We start from the raw sequence: 17,084 nt of genomic DNA, 5'->3' as shown, positions 1-17,084 counted from the left end.
CCCCAACCCCAACACCCCCCCCAGCACAACCACCCCCCCCCCCCCCCCCCGGGCGGCGGGGGGGGCGGCCCCCGCGGGGGGGCCCCCCGCCACCCTCACGCCCGGACGGCTGCACGGCGCGGCCGTCGTCAGGATCGTCTTCGGCCTCCTGTGGGCCGCCGACGCCACCTTCAAGTGGCTGCCCGGGTTCATCCACGGCCAGACCCTCGGCGACGAGCTGGGCAAGGCCGCCGACGTCCGGACTCCCGTCTTCCACCAGTGGCTCCAGATGTGGCACGCGATCGGGACGTCGGCGCCCGGCACGTTCGCGGTGGGCACGGCGGTCGTCGAGACGCTGATCGCACTCGGGCTGATCCTCGGCGCGTTCAGCAATGCCGTCCTCATCGGCAGCGCGGTGTTCTCGTTCGGCATCTGGTCCGGGGCCGAGGGCTTTCACCTGCCGTGGAAGCAGGGCATGACGGACCTGGGCCCCTCGGTCGGCTACATCTTCGCCTCGCTCGCGCTGTACTACGCCTTCGCCGGCTCGACCTGGAGCCTGGACACCCGGCTGCGGCCGACGCTGGGCAGGTACGGATGGCTGTGCGGCCGGCGGGCCGGCTGAGCCGGGGCCGGACGGCCCGGGCTGGCCGGGCTCAGCCGGCCCGGCCCGGCGCCGCCGTCACCACGGCAGCTCGCCGTCCGCGCTGAGGAACCGCGAGCCGGGCGGCCGCCCGTTCAGGGCCGCCTCCACGATCGTCCGCGCGCCCTCCGCCACGGTCTGGAAACCCCGGTGGCCGTTGAGGTCGGTGGCGGTGTAGCCCGGGTCGACCGCGCAGAACGCGACGTCCGGGTGGGTCTGCCCGTACAGCAGAGTCAGCATGTTCAGGGCGGCCTTGGACGAGGCGTACGGGGGGTACGGCGCCCATCCCCGCACCATCGCGCGCAGTTCCGGGTCCGCCGCGAGAGAGACGGACCCCAGCCCGCTGCTGACGTTCACGACGGCCGCGCCGGGCCCCGACAGCAGCGGCAGGAAAGCGTGGATGGTCCGTACGGGGCCGAAGACGTTCGTCTCGTACACCCGGCGCAGTGTGTCCGTCTCCGATTCGCCGGAGCCGGCGCCGGCGCCCGTGATGCCCGCGTTGTTCACGAGGAGGTCGACGCGTCCGGCCTCCGCCCGTACCGCCTCGGCTGCGGCGAGGACGGACGCGTCGTCGGTCACGTCGATCAGCAGCGGACGGGCGCCGAGCCCCCCCGCCGCGCGTTTCCCGCGCACGGCGTCGCGGGCCCCCGCGTACACGGTGTGTCCCCGCTCGATCAGACGGCGGGCCGTCTCGTACCCGAGGCCCTTGTTGGCGCCGGTGATCACTGTGATGGTCGTGTTGTCGTCGTTGCTCATGACGCTCACGGTCCACGGGTTCCGCGCGGCCTGGCAGGGCCCTCTTCCGCAGCGGGACCGGACAGCGGGGGGACCGGCAGTACCAGGCTGTGCCGGACCCGGCCGCCGATACTGGACAGGTGAGCGAACCACCGCACAGCCCTCGGGACACCGCCGCCGGGGCCGCCGCCCACGGCCCCGGGCCCGGCCCCGGCTCTGGGCACGGCTCCGGCCCCGGCTCTGAGCACGGCCCCGGCCCCGGCTCTGGGCGCGGCTCCGGGTCCGGCCTCGGCTCCGGCTCCGGCTCTGGGCACGGTTCCGGCTCCGGCTCTGGGCACGGCGACCTCGGGCATGCCCTGCGGCACTGGCGGGATCGCACCACGCCCGGCGACGCGGGGCTGCCCGCCGGTCTGACGTCGGGCACCCGCCGCGCCCCCGGCCTGCGCCGCGAGGAGCTGGCACAGCTGGCCGGGCTCTCCGTCGACTACGTCGTACGGCTGGAGCGCGGGCGGGCGACCGCGCCGTCGCCGCAGGTCCTGCACGCCCTCGCCCGGGCGCTGCGGCTAGCGCCGGTGGAGCGGGACCACCTGTTCCTGCTCGCCGGGCAGGCCCCGCCGGCGGACACCCGCATCTCCCCGTACATCCCGCCGAGCGTGCAGCGCCTCCTCGACCAGCTCGGCCAGACACCGCTCGCCGTGCACGACGCCTGCTGGAACACCATCTCGTGGAACGCGCTGTGGGCCGCCCTCGTCGGTGACCCTTCCGTGTTCCGGGGCCGTGAACGCAGCGTCGCCTGGCGGCACTTCGCGCGGCTGCCCACGCGGGTCACGCACGAGCCGGACCAGCGCGAGCGGTTCGAGACAGCCATGGTGTCCGACCTGCGCTCCTCGACCGCGCGCTATCCGGACGACCCCGCGCTGCGCCAGCTGATCACGGAGCTGCGCGAGGTCAGCGAGCGCTTCGACGAGCTGTGGGAGTCCCACGTCGTGGGGTTCCACAGCGCCGACCGCAAGACGGTCCACCACCCGGAGCTCGGACCCGTGACCGTCGACTGCGACACGCTCACCGTGCCGGGCAGCGACCTGCGCATCGCCGTGTATTCGGCACCGTCCGGATCACGCACGGCCCAGCAGTTCGCGCTGCTCACAGCCATCGGGACGCAGGACATGTCACCGACGGAACGCGGCTGACCGTCCGCGGGAGCGCGGCGCGGCGCGCTCACCTCGCGCCGCGCCCGTACCCGTACTCGTACCGGCCCCGCACCCGTACCCGCGCCCGCCCCGCAGTCACCTCCCGCACACAGACCGCAGCGCCGTCGTGAGCGCCTCGCGGTGCAGCGCGTCGAGCCGGCCCGCGACCGCCCCGGACTCGGCGGCCTCCGCGAGGGCGGCCGTACAGCGGGGAGACGGCCGCCTGACCCGTTCCGTCGCCACCAGCTCGCGCAGGATCTGCTGCGTGATCGTGTCCAGTTCGGTACGGATCGTCGCCAGCGCCGGACGCTCCGCCGGCGCCTCGGCCGGATGCGCGCTCCACCGGTCGAGCAGGCCGCGCTGTACGACCTTGCTGGCGGCGATCTGGTCCTCGAAGAACCGGGCCGTCGCGTCCGGGTCGAGGCCGAGGCGTGCGGCCTGCTGCCGCACCTTCGCCAGCTCCTGCCGTTCACGTGCGGGGTCGTCGACCGGCGCTCCTGTACCGCGCTTGGCGGCGGCCACCTGGCCGCTGAGCCGGATACGGCGGATCGCCAGCTCAGCGAGCCCGACGAGGGGCCCGAGCGAGCCCGCCGACCCCACCCGCCCGGCCGAGGCGGCAGCGGCGAGCGCCGCGGAGCCGGGCCCGTGCACGGGCCCGGCCTGTGCCGGAGTGGCGGCGAGAGCGGTACCCGCGGCGAGGGCCGCCGCGGCGGACAGCAGCGCGGTCCTGGAACGGAACGAAGCGGGAACCGGGGGTACCGGGAGTACCGGGGGCACCGGGGGAAGCTGCGGAGTCACAGGCGCGGTCCTTCACGAGGTCGGCCGGCACCGTGCGAGCGCCGGATGATCACGTGCATGTTCCACCGGAGCACGCGTCGAACCCCCCGAACCGCCACCACCTCAACCGGAACGGGTGACGGGGCGTCGCGGAGCCCTGGTGGAGTCCCGGTGATTCCTATAGGGAATGAAAACCATTGCCGTACGGTTGGGGCTCCCGAAGACGTCGAGCGGAAGGCGGTGGGTGCCATGAAGGTCCGGAACTCCGTGCGGTCCCTGAAGGCCAAGCCCGGGGCGCAGGTCGTGCGCCGGAGAGGGCGGGTCTTCGTGATCAACAAGAAGGAGCCGAGGTTCAAGGCCCGGCAGGGCTGACCTCGATCCGCGGATGTGAGGGGCGTTCCCGGGTGGGACGCCCCTCACGCGCGTCGGCCACCGCCTATGCCCGACGCCCGGAGCGCCGGCCTCGCGTGCGCGGGCCTCAGAGGCCGAACGGTGCCGCGTACCGTACGACCCCGCTCGGCACCCGCACCGCGTCGGACAGCGGGAGCACCATGAACGCCTCGTCCGGCACATCCATCGGCGGCAGGACCCCGTGGACGGAGGCGCGCCGGAAACCGAACCTCGGGTAGTACGCGGCATCCCCGAGCACCACGATGGCGCACCGCTCGCCGCGCACCCGCGCGGCCTCCAGCACCGCCCGTACGACGGCGGAACCGGCCCCGCGCCGCTGCGCGTCCGGCAGTACGGCGACGGGCGCGAGGCACAGGGCTTCGGCCCGGCCGATCAGGCAGCGGGTCAGCAGCGCGTGTGAGACCGGTGTGCCGTCCCCGCCGAGCGCGACGTGGGACAGCCCGTCCAGCCACCACGGGTCCCGCCGCAGGGCGTCCACGAGGTCGGCCTCCCCTGCCGTGGGAAAGGCGGCGACGTTGATTCGCCGGACGGCTTCCGCGTCGACGTCTCCCGGGCCTTCGGGACGGGTACGCCAGGTGTCACCGGTCATGGATGGGGCACGTCCCTTCAGCCGCACGCGTGCATGCGTCCCTGCCGTTCTGCCCTGCCGTTCTACGACACGTAAGACGCGAGGCGCACCCCCTAAGCCTCGATGCACCGCCAGGACCGCCGCGCGCGAGACGCCCGCCCTCCGCACCCCGGCCGCCTCGCCGCCCCTCGCCGGCTCGGCGCCGGGCCACGCTCAGCGCCGTCGGCGCCGAGCGCTCTCCGTGGCGCACCGCACACAGGTGTCCGTCGCGGGCCGGACCTCCAGCCGCTCGGGCGCGATCAGCTCGCCGCACGTCGCGCACCGCCCGTACTCCCCGCGCTCCAACCGCTCCAGAGCCCGGTCCACCTCGGCGAGATGCGCACGCTCCCGCGCCAGCAGCGCCGCCACGTGGGCCCGCTCGAAGGCCGTACTCGCCCCCTCGGGGTCATGCTCGTCATCGACGGCCACCAGTGCGTTCGCTGCGACGATCCCGTCGAACTCCCTCACCAGCGCGGCGATCTGCCCACGCGCTTCCGCCCGCTCCGCCCTCAGGCGCGCACGCACGGCGGCCCGCTCGCCCAGGGGGAAACCGGCGTCACGGGATGAATCACTCATACGCCGCACAACGCCGGCTGCCCGCACTCCATTCCGATACCTGTGCGACCTGGCCCTTTCGTGGAATCCCGCCGCCCACGGGTGCGTCCCCGACAGGAAGTGTGTGTGTCACCGGCGGGACAGGTGTGTCACCGGCGGGCAGGTGTGTCCCAGACAGGAACGTGTGTGTCACCGGCAAGAGCGGGTGTGTCACCGGCAGGAACGTGTGCCGCGGAAGGGCCGTTCAGTTCCCCCGCTGCCGCGTGGCATTCCTCACGGGAGGGCGGGGGAGAGCGGAGCGAGCGCCGTCCGACTTCCTGAAGAGCGCCGATGAACGGGATCGGCGCCCTCTCACGGAAGGTCCATGGAGATGACAAGCGACCTCGTGGCGGTGCCCCCAGGGCCGACTCCGCCACCGACGACCGCGGACCGGGAGGTGGCCGCCGAACCCGCGTCGAACGGTCCGGGCTTCTGGCGAAGTGTGCGCCCCCTGCTGCTGCGTCTGCACTTCTACGTCGGTGTGTGCATAGGCCCGTTCCTCCTCGTCGCCGCGCTCACCGGGCTGGCGTACACGACCACTCCTCAGCTCGAACAGATCCTCTACCGGCACGAGTTGACGGTCTCGCCGCACGGGAGCGCGCACTCCGTGGCCGATCAGCTGCGCGTCGCGGAGCGGGCCGTGCCCAGGGGCACACTCCAGTCCGTGGAACCCCCGGCGACCGCCACGGGCTCCACCCGGGTCCTCTTCACGGTCCCTGGCCTGCCCGACGGGTACAACACGACCGCTTTCGTCGATCCGTACACAGGGAAGCTGCTGGGAACTCTGCGCACCTACGGGGACTGGCTGCCCGCCCGCGCCTGGCTCGACAGCCTGCACCGGACCTTGCATCTCGGTGACTTCGGCCGCAATTACAGTGAGCTGGCCGCCAGTTGGCTGTGGGTCGAGGTGCTCGGCGGTCTCGTCCTGTGGATCGGCGCGCCGCGTCGTGCCCGGAGGCTGCGCCGCACGCTGTGGCCCCGGCGGGGCGCGGGCCGCAGCGGGATCGTGTCCTGGCACGGTGCTCTCGGACTGTGGATCTCCATCGGCCTGCTGGGGCTGTCCGCGACGGGTCTTACCTGGTCGGCGCACGCGGGCGCGAGCATCGGCAAGGTGCAGGACGCGCTGAAGGGCGGTACGCCGTCCGTCGCGACGACGCTGCCCCGCACCGTGCACGGCAACGGGGCACCGGCCCGGGACATCGGCATCGACGGGGCGATCGGTGCCGGTCATCGGGCCGGGCTCGCGGGCCCGTTGGTGATCACACCCCCGTCGAAGCCGGGCGTGGCGTACGTGGTGAAGGAGAACAAGAGATCGTGGCCGGAGGGCCAGGACTCCGTCGCGGTCGACCCCTCGACGGGAAGAGTCACGGCGCGTCTGCGCTTCGCGGACTTCCCCCTGCTCGCCAAGCTGACCCGGTGGGGCATCGACGCCCACATGGGCCTGCTGTTCGGGCTCGCCAACCAGATCGCGCTCGCCGTGCTGGCCGTCTGCCTGATCGCCATGGTGCTGCTCGGGTACCGGATGTGGTGGCGCCGCAGGCCGACCCGCGGTGAAGGGCCGAGGTTCGGGCGGGCGCCTGCCCGGGGGGCCTGGCGGGCGCTGCCGGGCCGGGTGCTCGCACCCGCCACGGTGGCGATCTGCGTACTCGCCTACTATCTGCCGCTGTTCGGGTTCCCGCTCGCGGCGTTCCTCTGCGCCGACCTGGTCGTCGGCGCCGTTTCGCGCGGGAGGGCCAAGTGATCGCGGCGGTGGGACTCAAGTGGCTGTTGACGGTGTTGTTCTCGGCCGTCGCGGGGTACGCGCTGTGGCGGGCGCTCCCCGTCAGGCCGGCCGGCACCGCGGCTGCCGGGCAGAGTGCCCTGGACAGGACGGCGCACGCGCTGCACGCGGTGATGGCCGTCGCGATGGGGGTGATGGTGTGGCCGTGGGGGATGCGCCTGCCGGCCCTGCCGCAGGTGGTGTTCTTCTCGCTCGCGGCAGTGTGGTTCCTGGTGGCGGCGCTTTTCGCCCGGACGCCGGGTGAGGGTGTGCCGCGCCGGCTCGGCCACGCGGTCCCGCATGCGCTCGCCATGGCGGCGATGGCCTGGATGCTGGCGGCGATGGACGGGGGCCCGGCGCAGGCGGCGGGCGGCGGCGCCGCACAGATGGCGGACATGCCGGGGATGGACATGCCCGCCCCGGGCAGCACGGCCACGATGACACTGCGGGGCGGAGGCGCCCAGACCGCGGTGGTACTCGCGGTGGCCTTTCTCGCCCTCGCCCTGTGGTGGCTCGCCAAGGGGTTCGACCTCGCACGCTCCGGCCCGCGCCTCGCGGCGGCCGGCGAGGGGCCCGTACCGGCGGGCGAGGGGCCCGCGACGGCGGGCGGCGGAGCGTCCGGGAGCGGGCTCGGTGCCTACGACCTGTCCTGTCACGGTGTGATGGCCCTGGGCATGTCGGTCATGCTGGCAGTCCTCGCCTGACCTCGTACAACTCCTAGTACGACTCCTAGTACAACTCCTAGTACGACTCCTAGTACAACTCCTAGTACGACTCCTAGTTGCGTCCGCGGTCACCGCGGCCCGGGCAGCGCGCCGGCGGCCGGGGCGGCCCCGGTGAGGCACCGGCGCGAGATGCCCGGTCAGGGTTCCGACCGGGCATCTCCGTGTGCCGTATCGCAGGTGTGGGCGGGCGAGTTGAGCCGCTCAGGGTGCGGGGCGGGCACGTCCAGCCGCTCAGGTGCGGGCCGGCAGATTCAGCCGCGCCTGCCGAATCGCTCGCTCAAGGTGCCACGGGCTGTTGTCCCCCCGTTCCTCCGGTTCCCCCCGTTCCTTCCATCCCCTCCGTTCCTTCCGTCCCCGCGTCCGCCGTGTCCTGGAGAATGGCCGTCAGAACCTGGCGGGCCCGGGCGACGCGTGAGCGCACCGTTCCCACCGGACAGGCACACAGCGACGCGGCCTCCTCGTAGCGGAATCCCAGGACCTGGGTGAGGACGAACGCCCTCCGCCGGCCCTCGGACAGCGCACCGAGCAGCTCCCACAGGACGACACCGTCCTCAACGGGGGTGAGCGGGCCGTCCTGGGTCTGTTCCGCCAGCAGCTGCCAGTCGTCCCGGTCGACGAGGCGCGGCCGGGCGGCAGCCCGTCGCAGGCTGTCGGCCACGACCCGTCGCGCGATGGTCAGTATCCACGTACGCACGGACGAACGCCCTTCGAAGCCGCTGAGACTGCTCAGCGCCCGCAGGAAGGTGTCCTGCGTCAAGTCGTCGGTCTTCTGCGGATCATCGGCGAGGTACGCGATGTACCTCTGGATGTCCCTGTGCACGGCACGCACCAGATGCTCGACAGCGTCCTTGTCGCCGTCCCGCGCGGCCAGGGCCCATGCGGTCATGGACTCGTCGCTGGGCCTGGTGGGTGCGCGAAGAGCAGGAGTCATCGTCTGCTTCCTTCACGAGAGCTCGACAGCGACCGGACGCGCCGAGGCCGCCCGTACCGCTGTCATGAGAAACCGCCGCGCGCGAGCACGGCGCAGGCCGGGAGCGCGGACGCGGCCCCGGTGTCGGAGAGCTGTCACAGGACAGCGGTCGACACCGGCGGGCCCCTCGTGATGACGCAGTTCGTGAGCAGCGGCAGTCGTGGTCCGGCGACGGCGTCGTCGAAACGGCGCAGGGGGGCCGGGCGCTCCAGTGAAGCCGCGCGGTACAGGCCGGGCAGGCTGAGGGGGGCGTGGAGCCATTGGGCCAGGACCCGGAGCAGCCGGAACGCCGCGCGCTCCCCGTGCGCGAGCCACAGGCCGCACACCAGAGCGGCCAGCAGGTGGGCCGCCAGCATGCCCAGGCCGGCCGTGCCATGGGGCAGGACCCCCATGGCCATTCCGCCGTGCATGCCGCCCATGCCGCCCATACCACCCGTACCGCCCATGCCTTCCATGCCGCCGGACGCGGGCATGGGCATCGGCATGGACATGGAAGCCATGCCGGGTGGCGGCGTGGACAAGTGGTCACCGAGGCCGGCCTCGACGACCATGCGCGTCGCCTCGCGTGCTGTGAGCGAGTTCGTATCGAGACCGCAGGTCAGGTACTGCGCCCAGAGGAGGCCGAAGGACGTGGGGCGTGGCGCGGGGGGTGAAGTGAGGCTCTGGGCCAGGGAGAAGAGGCCGTGCAGGGCTGCCTGGACGGCGACGGTCAGCCCGACGACCCGGGGCATGGTCCGCTCTTCCCGGCCCGCGCACAGCCAGGCGACGGCCCCGGTCCCCCAGAGCGCACCGGCCACCGCCCACCACGGGAGCGGTTGGTCCGACATCAACTCGTGGCCGATGGCGCCGAGCAGCACGCTGACGGCCGCGAATACGGCGGCCCTCAGCGCTCGCGAACCGCTTTCGGCAGACATGACGGACTTCATGGTGCCACTCGCCGCGCGGGCGCCGCGCCCGGGCCGTCCACGTCACCGCACCCCGGCCTCCACGTCGAACAGGTGGCGTGAGTCACAAAAGGGGGCGGGAACTCCGAGGATGGACCGTCCGACTACTGATACGGAACAAGATTCGCGGGGCCGTTGAAACAGGTGGTACATCCCCACCCGGCCCATGGATGGACGGACGGACCGGACCGCCACGGCGGTGTCTCACCGCTACAGCGGCGGCGGGCTGCCACGGCGGTGTCCGGCTGCCATGGCAGTGTCGGACAGCCATGACGGTGACGGGGCGCCATGACGGTGACGGGCCGCCACGGCGCCGTCGCACGTGCCTGCGTGTGGTCGCCGCGAACGTTTCGCCCCTCGCCTTCTCGCGCATCCCAGGAATCACTCATGGCGTCCCCTCCCTCTCCCTCCACCTCCACCTCTCTCTCCTCTCCCAAGTCCCCTTCCCTCTCCTCCGTCGCGGCCCGGCTCACGCGGCGAAAGCCTCCGTACGTGGCGGCCCTGGCGCCGCTGATCGGGTTCGTGGTGCTGCTGGCCGCGGTCTTCGCTGTGGCCTTCGTCACCGGTTCGGCCTCGGGCCCCGCGGCGCCCGGCTGGCACCGCACCGACCGGACCCCGACGTCCCCGGGCTCCCACGGCGGGTCGGGCGGTATGACGGGAATGGACGGCATGTGATGGCGGAGCGTACGGCGGGCGTGACCGCCCAGGTCAGCACGGACCTCACTGTCACCGGGATGACCTGCGCGGCGTGCGTGGCACGCGTGGAGAGGAAGCTGGGACGCCTGGAGGGCGTGAGCGCCACGGTGAACCTCGCGACCGGCATCGCCCGCGTCCTGCACACGGCCGACGTGCCGGAGCGGGAGCTGGTCGCGGCCGTCGAACGGGCGGGCTACCGGGCCGAGATCGTCCGGCATCCGACGCCGCCCGCGGAGGAGGACGGCGACGCCCTCACCGGCGACAGGGCCGCGCGCAGAGCGGAGAGGACGCGGCTTCTGATCGTCGCGCTGCTGAGCGTGCCGGTCCTCGTCCTGTCGATGGCCACAGGAGTGCAGTTCCGCGACTGGCAGTGGCTCTGCTTCGTCCTTGCCGCGCCCGTCGCGACCTGGGGTGCCTGGCCCTTCCACCAGCGGGCGCTGCGCGGCCTCCGCCACTCGGCCGCCACCATGGACACGCTCGTATCGCTGGGCGTCGCCGCGTCGTTCGGCTGGTCCGTGTACGCGCTCTTCCTCGGCGGCGCCGGTACCGCGGACCTGCGTATGCCCTTCTCGCTCGTGCCCTCAGGCGGCCAGGGCGTCGCCCACGTATACCTGGAGGCGGCGGTGAGCGTGCCTCTCTTCGTCCTGCTCGGGCGGGCGCTGGAGGGACGCGCGCGGCGGGGCACCGGCGCCGCGCTGCGCGCGCTCGCCACTCTGACCGTCAAAGAAGCACACGTACGCGACGATCGAGGCGGCGAACGGCTGGTCGCCGCGGAACGCCTGCGTGTGGGAGACGTGTTCACGGTGCGGCCGGGCGAGCGCGTGGCGACCGACGGCGTCGTCGTAGAAGGGCGCGGCGCCATCGACCTCTCCCTCATCACGGGCGAGAGCGAACCCGTCGAGGTCGGCCCCGGCGAACCGGTGACCGGCGCCGCACTCAACGCGGGCGGCCGCCTGGTCGTACGGGCGAGCGCGGTCGGCGAGGACACTCGCCTCGCGCGCATTGCCCGCCTGGTCGCCGACGCCCAGGCGGGCAAGGCGCGGGCGCAGCGCGTGGCGGACCGCGTCGCGGGCGTGTTCGTCCCGGCCGTCGTCGCCCTGGCCGTCTGCGTCCTCGGGTTCTGGCTCGGCGCCGGAGCACCCGCGCAGTCGGCCGTCACCTGCGCGGTGGCCGTCCTGGTGGTCGCCTGCCCCTGTGCGCTCGGACTCGCCACCCCCACCGCCCTGCTCGCCGCGAGCGGACGTGGCGCGCAACTCGGAGTCCTCGTCTCGGGGCCCAGATCGCTGGAGACGCTGCGACGCGTCGACACCGTGATCCTGGACAAGACCGGAACCCTGACGGCCGGCCACCTGTCCGTACTCACCGCGGTGGCGGCCCCGGCCGGCCTCGGGGAGCAGGCGGCGACGCGCCTGGCCGGGGCGCTCGAAGAGGCGTCCGAGCATCCGGTGGGCCGTGCCGTCGCCGCCTGGGCCCGCCGCCGGGCGGACCGCGAACTGCCCGCCGTCACGGAGTTCTCCGCGCGGGCGGGCGAAGGGGTGACAGGCCTGGTCGACGGCCACCGCGTCGAAGTGCGCTCCGCGGCCGACGACCTGCCCGAGGACCTCGTACGGGCCCAGGACGCCGCCGAATCCCGCGGTCGCACCACGGCCCTCGTCCTCGTGGACGACCGGCCAGAACTGCTCCTGGAGCTGGGCGACATCCCGCGCCCCGGCAGCTACCGCGCCGTCGACCGCCTGCGCCGCCTCGGCCTGTCCGTCGTCCTCGCCACCGGCGACCGGGAGGGCCCGGCCCTGGGCGTCGCGGACCGGCTCGCCCTGACCGAGGTCCACGCCCGCCAGAGCCCCGAGGACAAGGCACGCCTCGTGCGCGAACTCCGTGGAAAGGGGCGGCGCGTCGCCTTCGTGGGAGACGGACTCAACGACACCGCGGCCCTCGCCGCCGCGGACCTCGGCATCGCCATGGGCAGCGGCACCGACGCGGCCATCGGCGCGGCCGACATCACCCTCCTGCGGGAGGAGGGCATCGAAGCCCTGGTCGACGCCGTCGCACTGGCCAGACGAACCCTCGCGACCGTACGGGCGAACCTGCTGTGGGCCTTCGCCTACAACGCGCTCACCCTGCCCCTGGCCGCACTCGGCCTGCTGGACCCCATGATCGCCGCCGGGGCCATGTCCGCGAGCTCCGTCCTCGTCGTCGCCAACAGCCTGCGCCTGCGCGCCTGGCAGCCGGGACCGCACAGGCCACCGGTCGCGGCCCTGGGACCACGGGCCCGCGCCGGGCGCGGAAGCGGGCGATGAACACCACACCGCCGGCCCCCGGCACACCCCCTGCCGCCAAGTGGCGTTCACGCCTGGCGGATACGGTGCGCGCCGTCGCCGCCCCCGTACTCTGCTGCGCGCTCGCCCTGCTGGCACTGACCGCGTGGTCGAGGAGCGGCCTCGCGAACAGACCCAGCAGTGTGTCCGTCTCGCGGGGCACGCTGTACCGCCCCCTGCTCGACGCTCGGACCACAGCCGCCTTCTTCCGCATCGACAACACCGGGCCCACTGACGACACACTCGTCTCGGTGACCTCCACCGCCACAGGACCGGCCGTGCCGGCCAGGACGCGGACGCGGCACGGCGCGGGAACCATGCGGATGGGAGTCACCCTGCCCGTCCCCGCACACAGTTCGGTCCGTATGAACGCCTCGGAGCAGGACGTCATGGTGGAGCTCCGCCACCCGCTGCGCCTCGGCGAACGCGTCCCGTTCGTCCTGCACTTCAGGTACGCGGGTGACGTCGAAGCCGTCGCCGAGGTCACCGCGTTCGGCGGCCCACGCCCGCCGGTGCGGCCGAACGCACCCGCCCACGACGCCGACGGCTGACCGGAGGACGGCGGACACCGTGCCGCCCCGGAGGCCAACGGGCCGGCCCAGAAACACAACGGGCCCGCTCAGAGGCACAACGGGCCCGCCCAGAGGCACGTCCGTCGGCGCGGCGCCTGACGTGTTCGGTGCCGGCCGGCGCCGCGCCTGACCAGCCGGCCCTCCCGAGATGAGGTCGCCCGGGCTGGGCGAACCCGGCGACGGATGCACGCTTCTTGTCAGATCGACAGGAATAGAAGTACCCTCATCCGTATGCAAGTTGACGATTGGTCACCCCCGCCCGTACTGCTGACGGTTGATCTCGTGATCCTGACGCTGCGCGAGGGGAAGCTGTGCGTCCTGCTCGTGGAGCGGGGCGAAGATCCTTTTCAGGGCATGGTGGCTCTGCCCGGCGGGTTCCTCGGCCACGCCGGTGAGGAGATCCTGGACGCCGCCCACCGTGAGCTGAGCGAGGAGACCGCTCTGGGCGCCGGGTGGGTGCATCTCGAACAGTTGGCCACCTATGGGGATGCGGGCCGCGATCCGCGGGGACGAGTCGTCTCCGTCGCGCACTTGGCGATCGCGCCAAGGCTCCCTGAACCGGTCGCGGGTACGGATGCCATGGACGCCGCGTGGGTTCCCGCGGAAGCCGTCCTGTCCGGAAAGGTGGAACTGGCCTTCGACCACCACCGGATCGTGACGGACGGAATCGAACGCGCTCGTACCAAGCTCGAATTCTCCGCGCTGGCAACGGCGTTCTGCGGAGAGCTCTTCACGATAGCCGAGTTGCAGCAGGTGTACGAGGCGGTGTGGGGCACTCCACTCGATACCCGTAATTTCTACCGGAAAATCCAGGCTGTAAAAGGGTTCGTCGTCCCCGCGGGCTCAGGACGCAGGTCCACGGGAGGCCGGCCCGCCCGGCTGTACCGGGCCGGGCCGACAACGGTGCTGTCTCCGCCGCTGATCCGGCCCGTGCCGCCCACCACGGAAGAGGACACGAGAGAGGGAGAAGAGTAGATGTCGGAGGAGTTGGTGGTGATTCTCACCGCCCTCAATCTCGAATACCAGGCAGTTCGCCAGAAGTTGGCCGACCCGAAAGTGCACCGGCATGAACGCGGGACGCGATTCGAGGTGGGAACCGTACAGGGCACTTCATGCCGTGTCGCGCTCGGTCTGACGAACAAGGGCAATCATTCCGCCGCTGTCATCGCCGAGCGCGCGATCCAGGAGTTCTCGCCGACCGCGCTGCTCTTCGTCGGCGTCGCCGGCGCCCTGTGGGAGAGCGCGAGGCTGGGCGACGTGGTGATGGCAACGCACGTGTACGCCTACCACGGCGGAACCAGCGAGGACGACGGACTCAAGGCCCGCCCCCGGGTGTGGGAGGCGCCACACGGCATCAGTCAGCTCGGCTCCCATGTGGCCCGCCTGAACGACTGGGCGGACGCCACGACCGGGCACGGGCGCGCGCCGCAGGTGCGCTTCGGTGCGATCGCCGCAGGCGAGGTCGTGCAGAACTCCAAGATCTCGGCCGAGGCCCGGTGGATTCGGCAGCACTACAACGACGCGCTCGCCATCGAGATGGAGGCCGCCGGCGTGGCGCAGGCGGCTCATCTCAACGGGGCGCCGGTGGCCGTGATCCGCGGCATCAGCGACCGGGCGGACGGGACGAAGAGCAGCGCGAAGGACCGCAACTGGCAGCCACGCGCGGCGGCGAACGCGGCGGCGCCCCCCCCACGGCTCGCCGTCGAGTTGGTGAAGGAACAGGAGCAGATCACGATGTCCCAGGAAAACAAGGCCCGGTCGGCCCGGGAGCCCGCGAAGCAGGTCACCAACACCGCGCACAACAGCGTCGTCGGCATCATGGCCGGCTCGGTCGGACACGGCAGTGTGCACATGAACACGGCCCCAGGGGCGAGCGGCCCCACGGATCTGGCAGCGGAACTCGACGATTTCCACGCGGACGTGAAGCGCCACCACGCCGAGGGCGACCTTGACGACGACACCTACCAGGAGGCGCTGGCCGAGCTGGGTTTCGCCTGCCGGGTGGCGAGGGAGAACGCTCCCGGATCGTCGCGGACGGCGACCATGGCGCTCAAGCGGTTACGTGGTCTGATCGCCGACTCCCCCGAACTGGCCGACAGGCTGGCACCCCTGGTCCGCGCGGCGGGTGACCTGTCATGAACGACGGCAGCAGCGTCACGTACAACTCGGCCGGGTACGGCTCCACAGTCGGAGTCCAGGCCGGAGTCGTACACAGCGTCAACCTCGTCCATCCGGACGCGGACCCTCAGGAGAAGTACAAGGCGGGTGTGCGGTCCCTTGAGGAGGGCGCTCCCAGCCGTGCGCGCGAGCTGATCAATGACGCGATCGCCCACGGATACGACAGTGCGGAGGTCCGTTTCCACTGGGTGCTCGCCACGCTCAGCGGACGTGCCTACCACGACCTCGACACCGAAGAGCTCCAGAGGCTGCGCCACGCCTCCGCGCGCGTACCCGACTACGCCGAGGGGGAGTGGAAGGACGCTCTGCGCGTCGCCTTCGAACTGCTGGCGACGCTCAGCGCCGCGGACGGCGAGTCCGGGCGCGTACTGGATCGGCTGCGTGACTTGTCGCCCCTCCGACGCGACGCGATCGTCCAGCACTTCGACCTCGTGCTCACCGGAGGGCTGAAGGACAGCCTGTGGACCGAGAACCGCGAGCGGGCCGAGCACGAGCGTTTCGGCAACGACCGGGCTCAGCGGGTCTGGGCCTACTTCGAACCCGAGCCCATCGGGCCGCGTGCCATGCCGCCCCGCCCGAGCGCCGCCGCCGCCGCACGCGCGGCCCTGCCGGTCAGAGTCGGCGTGTTCGTCGTCGTTACGGCGTTCCTCTTCGTCCTGGCCCTGGTGGCCAGTCCTGGTGCCTCGGTGGTCGAACTGCTCGTGGCGCTCGGCGCCGGCCTCGTGGCGGCCCGCTACGGCCGCCCATGGTGGTACCAGGAACATCACACGAAGGCCGACACCGGTGAGTCCGCCCTCCCGCGGCCGCACGATCCCGCCTCTGCCGGCGACGGGTTCACCAACGGGGTCCGGCACTCGTTCGACCACTACTTCAGCATCCGCACGCCGTACGGGATCACCCCGGACGCATGGCTGCGCCACACCGCCCAGATCCGCAACGCCCTCGGCTCCGAGATCGCGGTCCTCTACCGCGAGAGCCGGATCAGCGTGGACCGGGTCAACTGGCTGATCCGCCATCTCGCCGAGGATGTCCGAGACCGCCACAACAAGGGCGCCCTGTACGCCCGTCCCGACGACCAGGCACCGGCGGCGAAGGGGATCTGCGTGGCCGCGCTCGCGGCTCTCGGCATCACCACGGTGGCCCTGCTCGTGACGGTGGCCTCGGGCAGCGGCGCGGCGCAGGCGGTCCTGGCCGTCCTGGCCGCGGGCGGTGCGGTCTGGTCCGGGCGCGCGGCCGCGTCCCGGTGGCTGGAGGCCGCGGGTGAAGAGCGGCGCGTGACGGAGGAGACCCGGGAGTACGAGGAACAGCTGGCCACCCGGCAGGCCGCCTACCAGAACTGGAAGTCGTTCCTGGACGCCGCGCGCCCCAGCGAGCTGGAGATGGAGACCTGGCTCACCTGCGACAAGACGCTGTTCGTCGACGCGGCGCTCCGCCACTACCAGCTCACCTGGCGCGACCTGATCACCCACAGCATTCTGGTGACACCCGCACGCCCCTACACGCGGGGGCGTGTGAAGGGCGGCCCCTGGCGGTACTCGCGCTACAGCTTCCGCCTTTTCCTGGTCACACAGGAGGGCGTGCGCGAAATCAGCACGGAGTTCGACTTCGCGGACGCCAAACGCGGCAACGAGCAGCGGAGCAACTACCGGTTCGACGCGCTGTCCTCCGTGCAGGTCACCGAACGCACCCATGTCGCCTACGACTTGGAACTCGTCCTGACCAATGGGCCGGCCAGGAACATCCGCGTCAAGGACGCCGAGACCCACTACCTGACGCCGGACGAAAGCGAACGAGAGGTCTCCGAAATAAGTCTCGACTCAGCCGGTTTCGTTCACACCTTCCGGCTCCTGGAAGGGATCGCGGCGGATGGGAAGGGCTGGATCGAACGCAACAACCCCCAGAACATGCCGCCCTTCCACACCGCCGACTGAGTCTTCCGGGCCTTCAGGGCGGGCAGGGGCCCGGCCCCCTGCCCGCCCGCTCATCAGCCCG

Annotated in this window: 17 protein-coding genes; 11 read left to right on the top strand and 6 right to left on the bottom strand. The window is 72.3% G+C overall.

Annotation, left to right across the window (positions count from 1 at the left end):
• On the top strand, positions 1–601 hold a 601-nt coding region (locus tag LCE31_RS09225; protein WP_225013575.1), incomplete at its 5' end, for a hypothetical protein.
• 57 nt (positions 602–658) lie between these two features.
• On the opposite strand, the gene LCE31_RS09220 is transcribed toward LCE31_RS09225, so the two are convergent.
• Positions 659–1,375 carry an SDR family NAD(P)-dependent oxidoreductase gene (locus LCE31_RS09220; protein ID WP_225013574.1) on the bottom strand — a complete coding sequence of 239 codons (717 nt, stop codon included), beginning with the start codon at positions 1,373–1,375 and terminating at the stop codon, positions 659–661.
• A 119-nt stretch (positions 1,376–1,494) separates the two neighbouring features.
• Here LCE31_RS09220 and LCE31_RS09215 point away from each other — a divergent pair, with 119 nt between their 5' ends.
• The gene (locus LCE31_RS09215) at positions 1,495–2,544 is read left to right on the top strand and encodes a helix-turn-helix transcriptional regulator (RefSeq protein WP_308042232.1); all 1,050 of its coding nucleotides are present in this window, start codon (positions 1,495–1,497) and stop codon (positions 2,542–2,544) included.
• 96 nt (positions 2,545–2,640) lie between these two features.
• On the opposite strand, the gene aroQ is transcribed toward LCE31_RS09215, so the two are convergent.
• Complete coding sequence (gene aroQ / locus LCE31_RS09210) at positions 2,641–3,321, bottom strand: gamma subclass chorismate mutase AroQ (RefSeq protein WP_225013573.1); 681 nt, start codon at positions 3,319–3,321, stop codon at positions 2,641–2,643.
• Positions 3,322–3,570: 249 nt separating this feature from the next.
• Between aroQ and ykgO the strand changes: the two genes are divergently transcribed.
• Positions 3,571–3,693 carry a type B 50S ribosomal protein L36 gene (gene ykgO, locus LCE31_RS09205; protein WP_225013572.1) on the top strand — a complete coding sequence of 41 codons (123 nt, stop codon included), beginning with the start codon at positions 3,571–3,573 and terminating at the stop codon, positions 3,691–3,693.
• Between the two features lie 106 nt (positions 3,694–3,799).
• Here the strand turns inward: ykgO and LCE31_RS09200 are convergent, their stop codons facing one another.
• Positions 3,800–4,321, bottom strand: coding sequence for a GNAT family N-acetyltransferase (locus tag LCE31_RS09200; protein WP_225013571.1), 522 nt, complete (start codon positions 4,319–4,321; stop codon positions 3,800–3,802).
• Between the two features lie 192 nt (positions 4,322–4,513).
• Positions 4,514–4,915, bottom strand: coding sequence for a TraR/DksA family transcriptional regulator (locus LCE31_RS09195; RefSeq protein WP_225013570.1), 402 nt, complete (start codon positions 4,913–4,915; stop codon positions 4,514–4,516).
• A 343-nt stretch (positions 4,916–5,258) separates the two neighbouring features.
• Between LCE31_RS09195 and LCE31_RS09190 the strand changes: the two genes are divergently transcribed.
• Positions 5,259–6,674 (top strand): PepSY-associated TM helix domain-containing protein, encoded by a 1,416-nt coding sequence (locus LCE31_RS09190; protein ID WP_225013569.1) that lies wholly within the window; start codon positions 5,259–5,261, stop codon positions 6,672–6,674.
• Positions 6,671–7,396 (top strand): DUF5134 domain-containing protein, encoded by a 726-nt coding sequence (locus tag LCE31_RS09185; protein WP_225013567.1) that lies wholly within the window; start codon positions 6,671–6,673, stop codon positions 7,394–7,396. Before LCE31_RS09190 ends, LCE31_RS09185 begins: the two co-directional genes overlap by 4 nt.
• A 298-nt stretch (positions 7,397–7,694) precedes the next feature.
• Here LCE31_RS09185 and LCE31_RS09180 read toward each other — a convergent pair whose 3' ends face one another.
• Complete coding sequence (locus tag LCE31_RS09180) at positions 7,695–8,348, bottom strand: sigma-70 family RNA polymerase sigma factor (RefSeq protein ID WP_225013566.1); 654 nt, start codon at positions 8,346–8,348, stop codon at positions 7,695–7,697.
• A gap of 134 nt (positions 8,349–8,482) precedes the next feature.
• Positions 8,483–9,301, bottom strand: a complete 819-nt coding sequence (locus LCE31_RS09175; RefSeq protein ID WP_225013564.1) for a hypothetical protein — start codon at positions 9,299–9,301, stop codon at positions 8,483–8,485.
• A 417-nt stretch (positions 9,302–9,718) separates the two neighbouring features.
• On the opposite strand from LCE31_RS09175, the gene LCE31_RS09170 reads away from it, so the two are divergent.
• The 6 genes from LCE31_RS09170 to LCE31_RS09145 all read left to right on the top strand — a co-directional run bounded on the left by LCE31_RS09170 (position 9,719) and on the right by LCE31_RS09145 (position 17,023).
• Positions 9,719–10,006 carry a hypothetical protein gene (locus LCE31_RS09170; RefSeq protein WP_225013563.1) on the top strand — a complete coding sequence of 96 codons (288 nt, stop codon included), beginning with the start codon at positions 9,719–9,721 and terminating at the stop codon, positions 10,004–10,006.
• Positions 10,006–12,324, top strand: coding sequence for a heavy metal translocating P-type ATPase (locus LCE31_RS09165; RefSeq protein WP_225013562.1), 2,319 nt, complete (start codon positions 10,006–10,008; stop codon positions 12,322–12,324). The genes LCE31_RS09170 and LCE31_RS09165 overlap by 1 nt, the downstream gene beginning before the upstream one ends.
• Positions 12,321–12,893, top strand: a complete 573-nt coding sequence (locus LCE31_RS09160) for a copper chaperone PCu(A)C (protein WP_225013561.1) — start codon at positions 12,321–12,323, stop codon at positions 12,891–12,893. The genes LCE31_RS09165 and LCE31_RS09160 overlap by 4 nt, the downstream gene beginning before the upstream one ends.
• A 252-nt stretch (positions 12,894–13,145) precedes the next feature.
• Entirely contained in the window at positions 13,146–13,889 is a 744-nt protein-coding gene (locus LCE31_RS09155; protein ID WP_225013560.1) for an NUDIX hydrolase, read from the top strand.
• Positions 13,890–15,053: a 5'-methylthioadenosine/S-adenosylhomocysteine nucleosidase family protein gene (locus LCE31_RS09150; protein WP_225013558.1), complete on the top strand. Its 1,164-nt coding sequence runs from the start codon at positions 13,890–13,892 to the stop codon at positions 15,051–15,053. It abuts the gene before it with no gap.
• Positions 15,050–17,023 (top strand): hypothetical protein, encoded by a 1,974-nt coding sequence (locus LCE31_RS09145; RefSeq protein WP_225013557.1) that lies wholly within the window; start codon positions 15,050–15,052, stop codon positions 17,021–17,023. The genes LCE31_RS09150 and LCE31_RS09145 overlap by 4 nt, the downstream gene beginning before the upstream one ends.
• The last annotated feature ends 61 nt before the right edge of the window (positions 17,024–17,084 follow it).

Source organism: Streptomyces sp. 8L (genome assembly GCF_020176795.1).
In the GTDB taxonomy this organism is placed as follows: Bacteria; Actinomycetota; Actinomycetes; order Streptomycetales; family Streptomycetaceae; genus Streptomyces.
This window is presented reverse-complemented; position numbering and strand designations above follow the sequence as displayed.

Excerpts from the sequence above, each read along its gene's own strand:
- LCE31_RS09220 (WP_225013574.1), bottom strand. The coding sequence starts at position 1,375 with ATGAGCAACGACGACAACACGACCATCACAGTGATCACCGGCGCCAAC.
- ykgO (WP_225013572.1), top strand. The coding sequence starts at position 3,571 with ATGAAGGTCCGGAACTCCGTGCGGTCCCTGAAGGCCAAGCCCGGGGCG.
- LCE31_RS09200 (WP_225013571.1), bottom strand. The coding sequence starts at position 4,321 with ATGACCGGTGACACCTGGCGTACCCGTCCCGAAGGCCCGGGAGACGTC.
- LCE31_RS09195 (WP_225013570.1), bottom strand. The coding sequence starts at position 4,915 with ATGAGTGATTCATCCCGTGACGCCGGTTTCCCCCTGGGCGAGCGGGCC.
- LCE31_RS09190 (WP_225013569.1), top strand. The coding sequence starts at position 5,259 with ATGGAGATGACAAGCGACCTCGTGGCGGTGCCCCCAGGGCCGACTCCG.
- LCE31_RS09180 (WP_225013566.1), bottom strand. The coding sequence starts at position 8,348 with ATGACTCCTGCTCTTCGCGCACCCACCAGGCCCAGCGACGAGTCCATG.
- LCE31_RS09175 (WP_225013564.1), bottom strand. The coding sequence starts at position 9,301 with ATGTCTGCCGAAAGCGGTTCGCGAGCGCTGAGGGCCGCCGTATTCGCG.
- LCE31_RS09170 (WP_225013563.1), top strand. The coding sequence starts at position 9,719 with ATGGCGTCCCCTCCCTCTCCCTCCACCTCCACCTCTCTCTCCTCTCCC.
- LCE31_RS09165 (WP_225013562.1), top strand. The coding sequence starts at position 10,006 with ATGGCGGAGCGTACGGCGGGCGTGACCGCCCAGGTCAGCACGGACCTC.
- LCE31_RS09160 (WP_225013561.1), top strand. The coding sequence starts at position 12,321 with ATGAACACCACACCGCCGGCCCCCGGCACACCCCCTGCCGCCAAGTGG.
- LCE31_RS09155 (WP_225013560.1), top strand. The coding sequence starts at position 13,146 with ATGCAAGTTGACGATTGGTCACCCCCGCCCGTACTGCTGACGGTTGAT.
- LCE31_RS09150 (WP_225013558.1), top strand. The coding sequence starts at position 13,890 with ATGTCGGAGGAGTTGGTGGTGATTCTCACCGCCCTCAATCTCGAATAC.
- LCE31_RS09145 (WP_225013557.1), top strand. The coding sequence starts at position 15,050 with ATGAACGACGGCAGCAGCGTCACGTACAACTCGGCCGGGTACGGCTCC.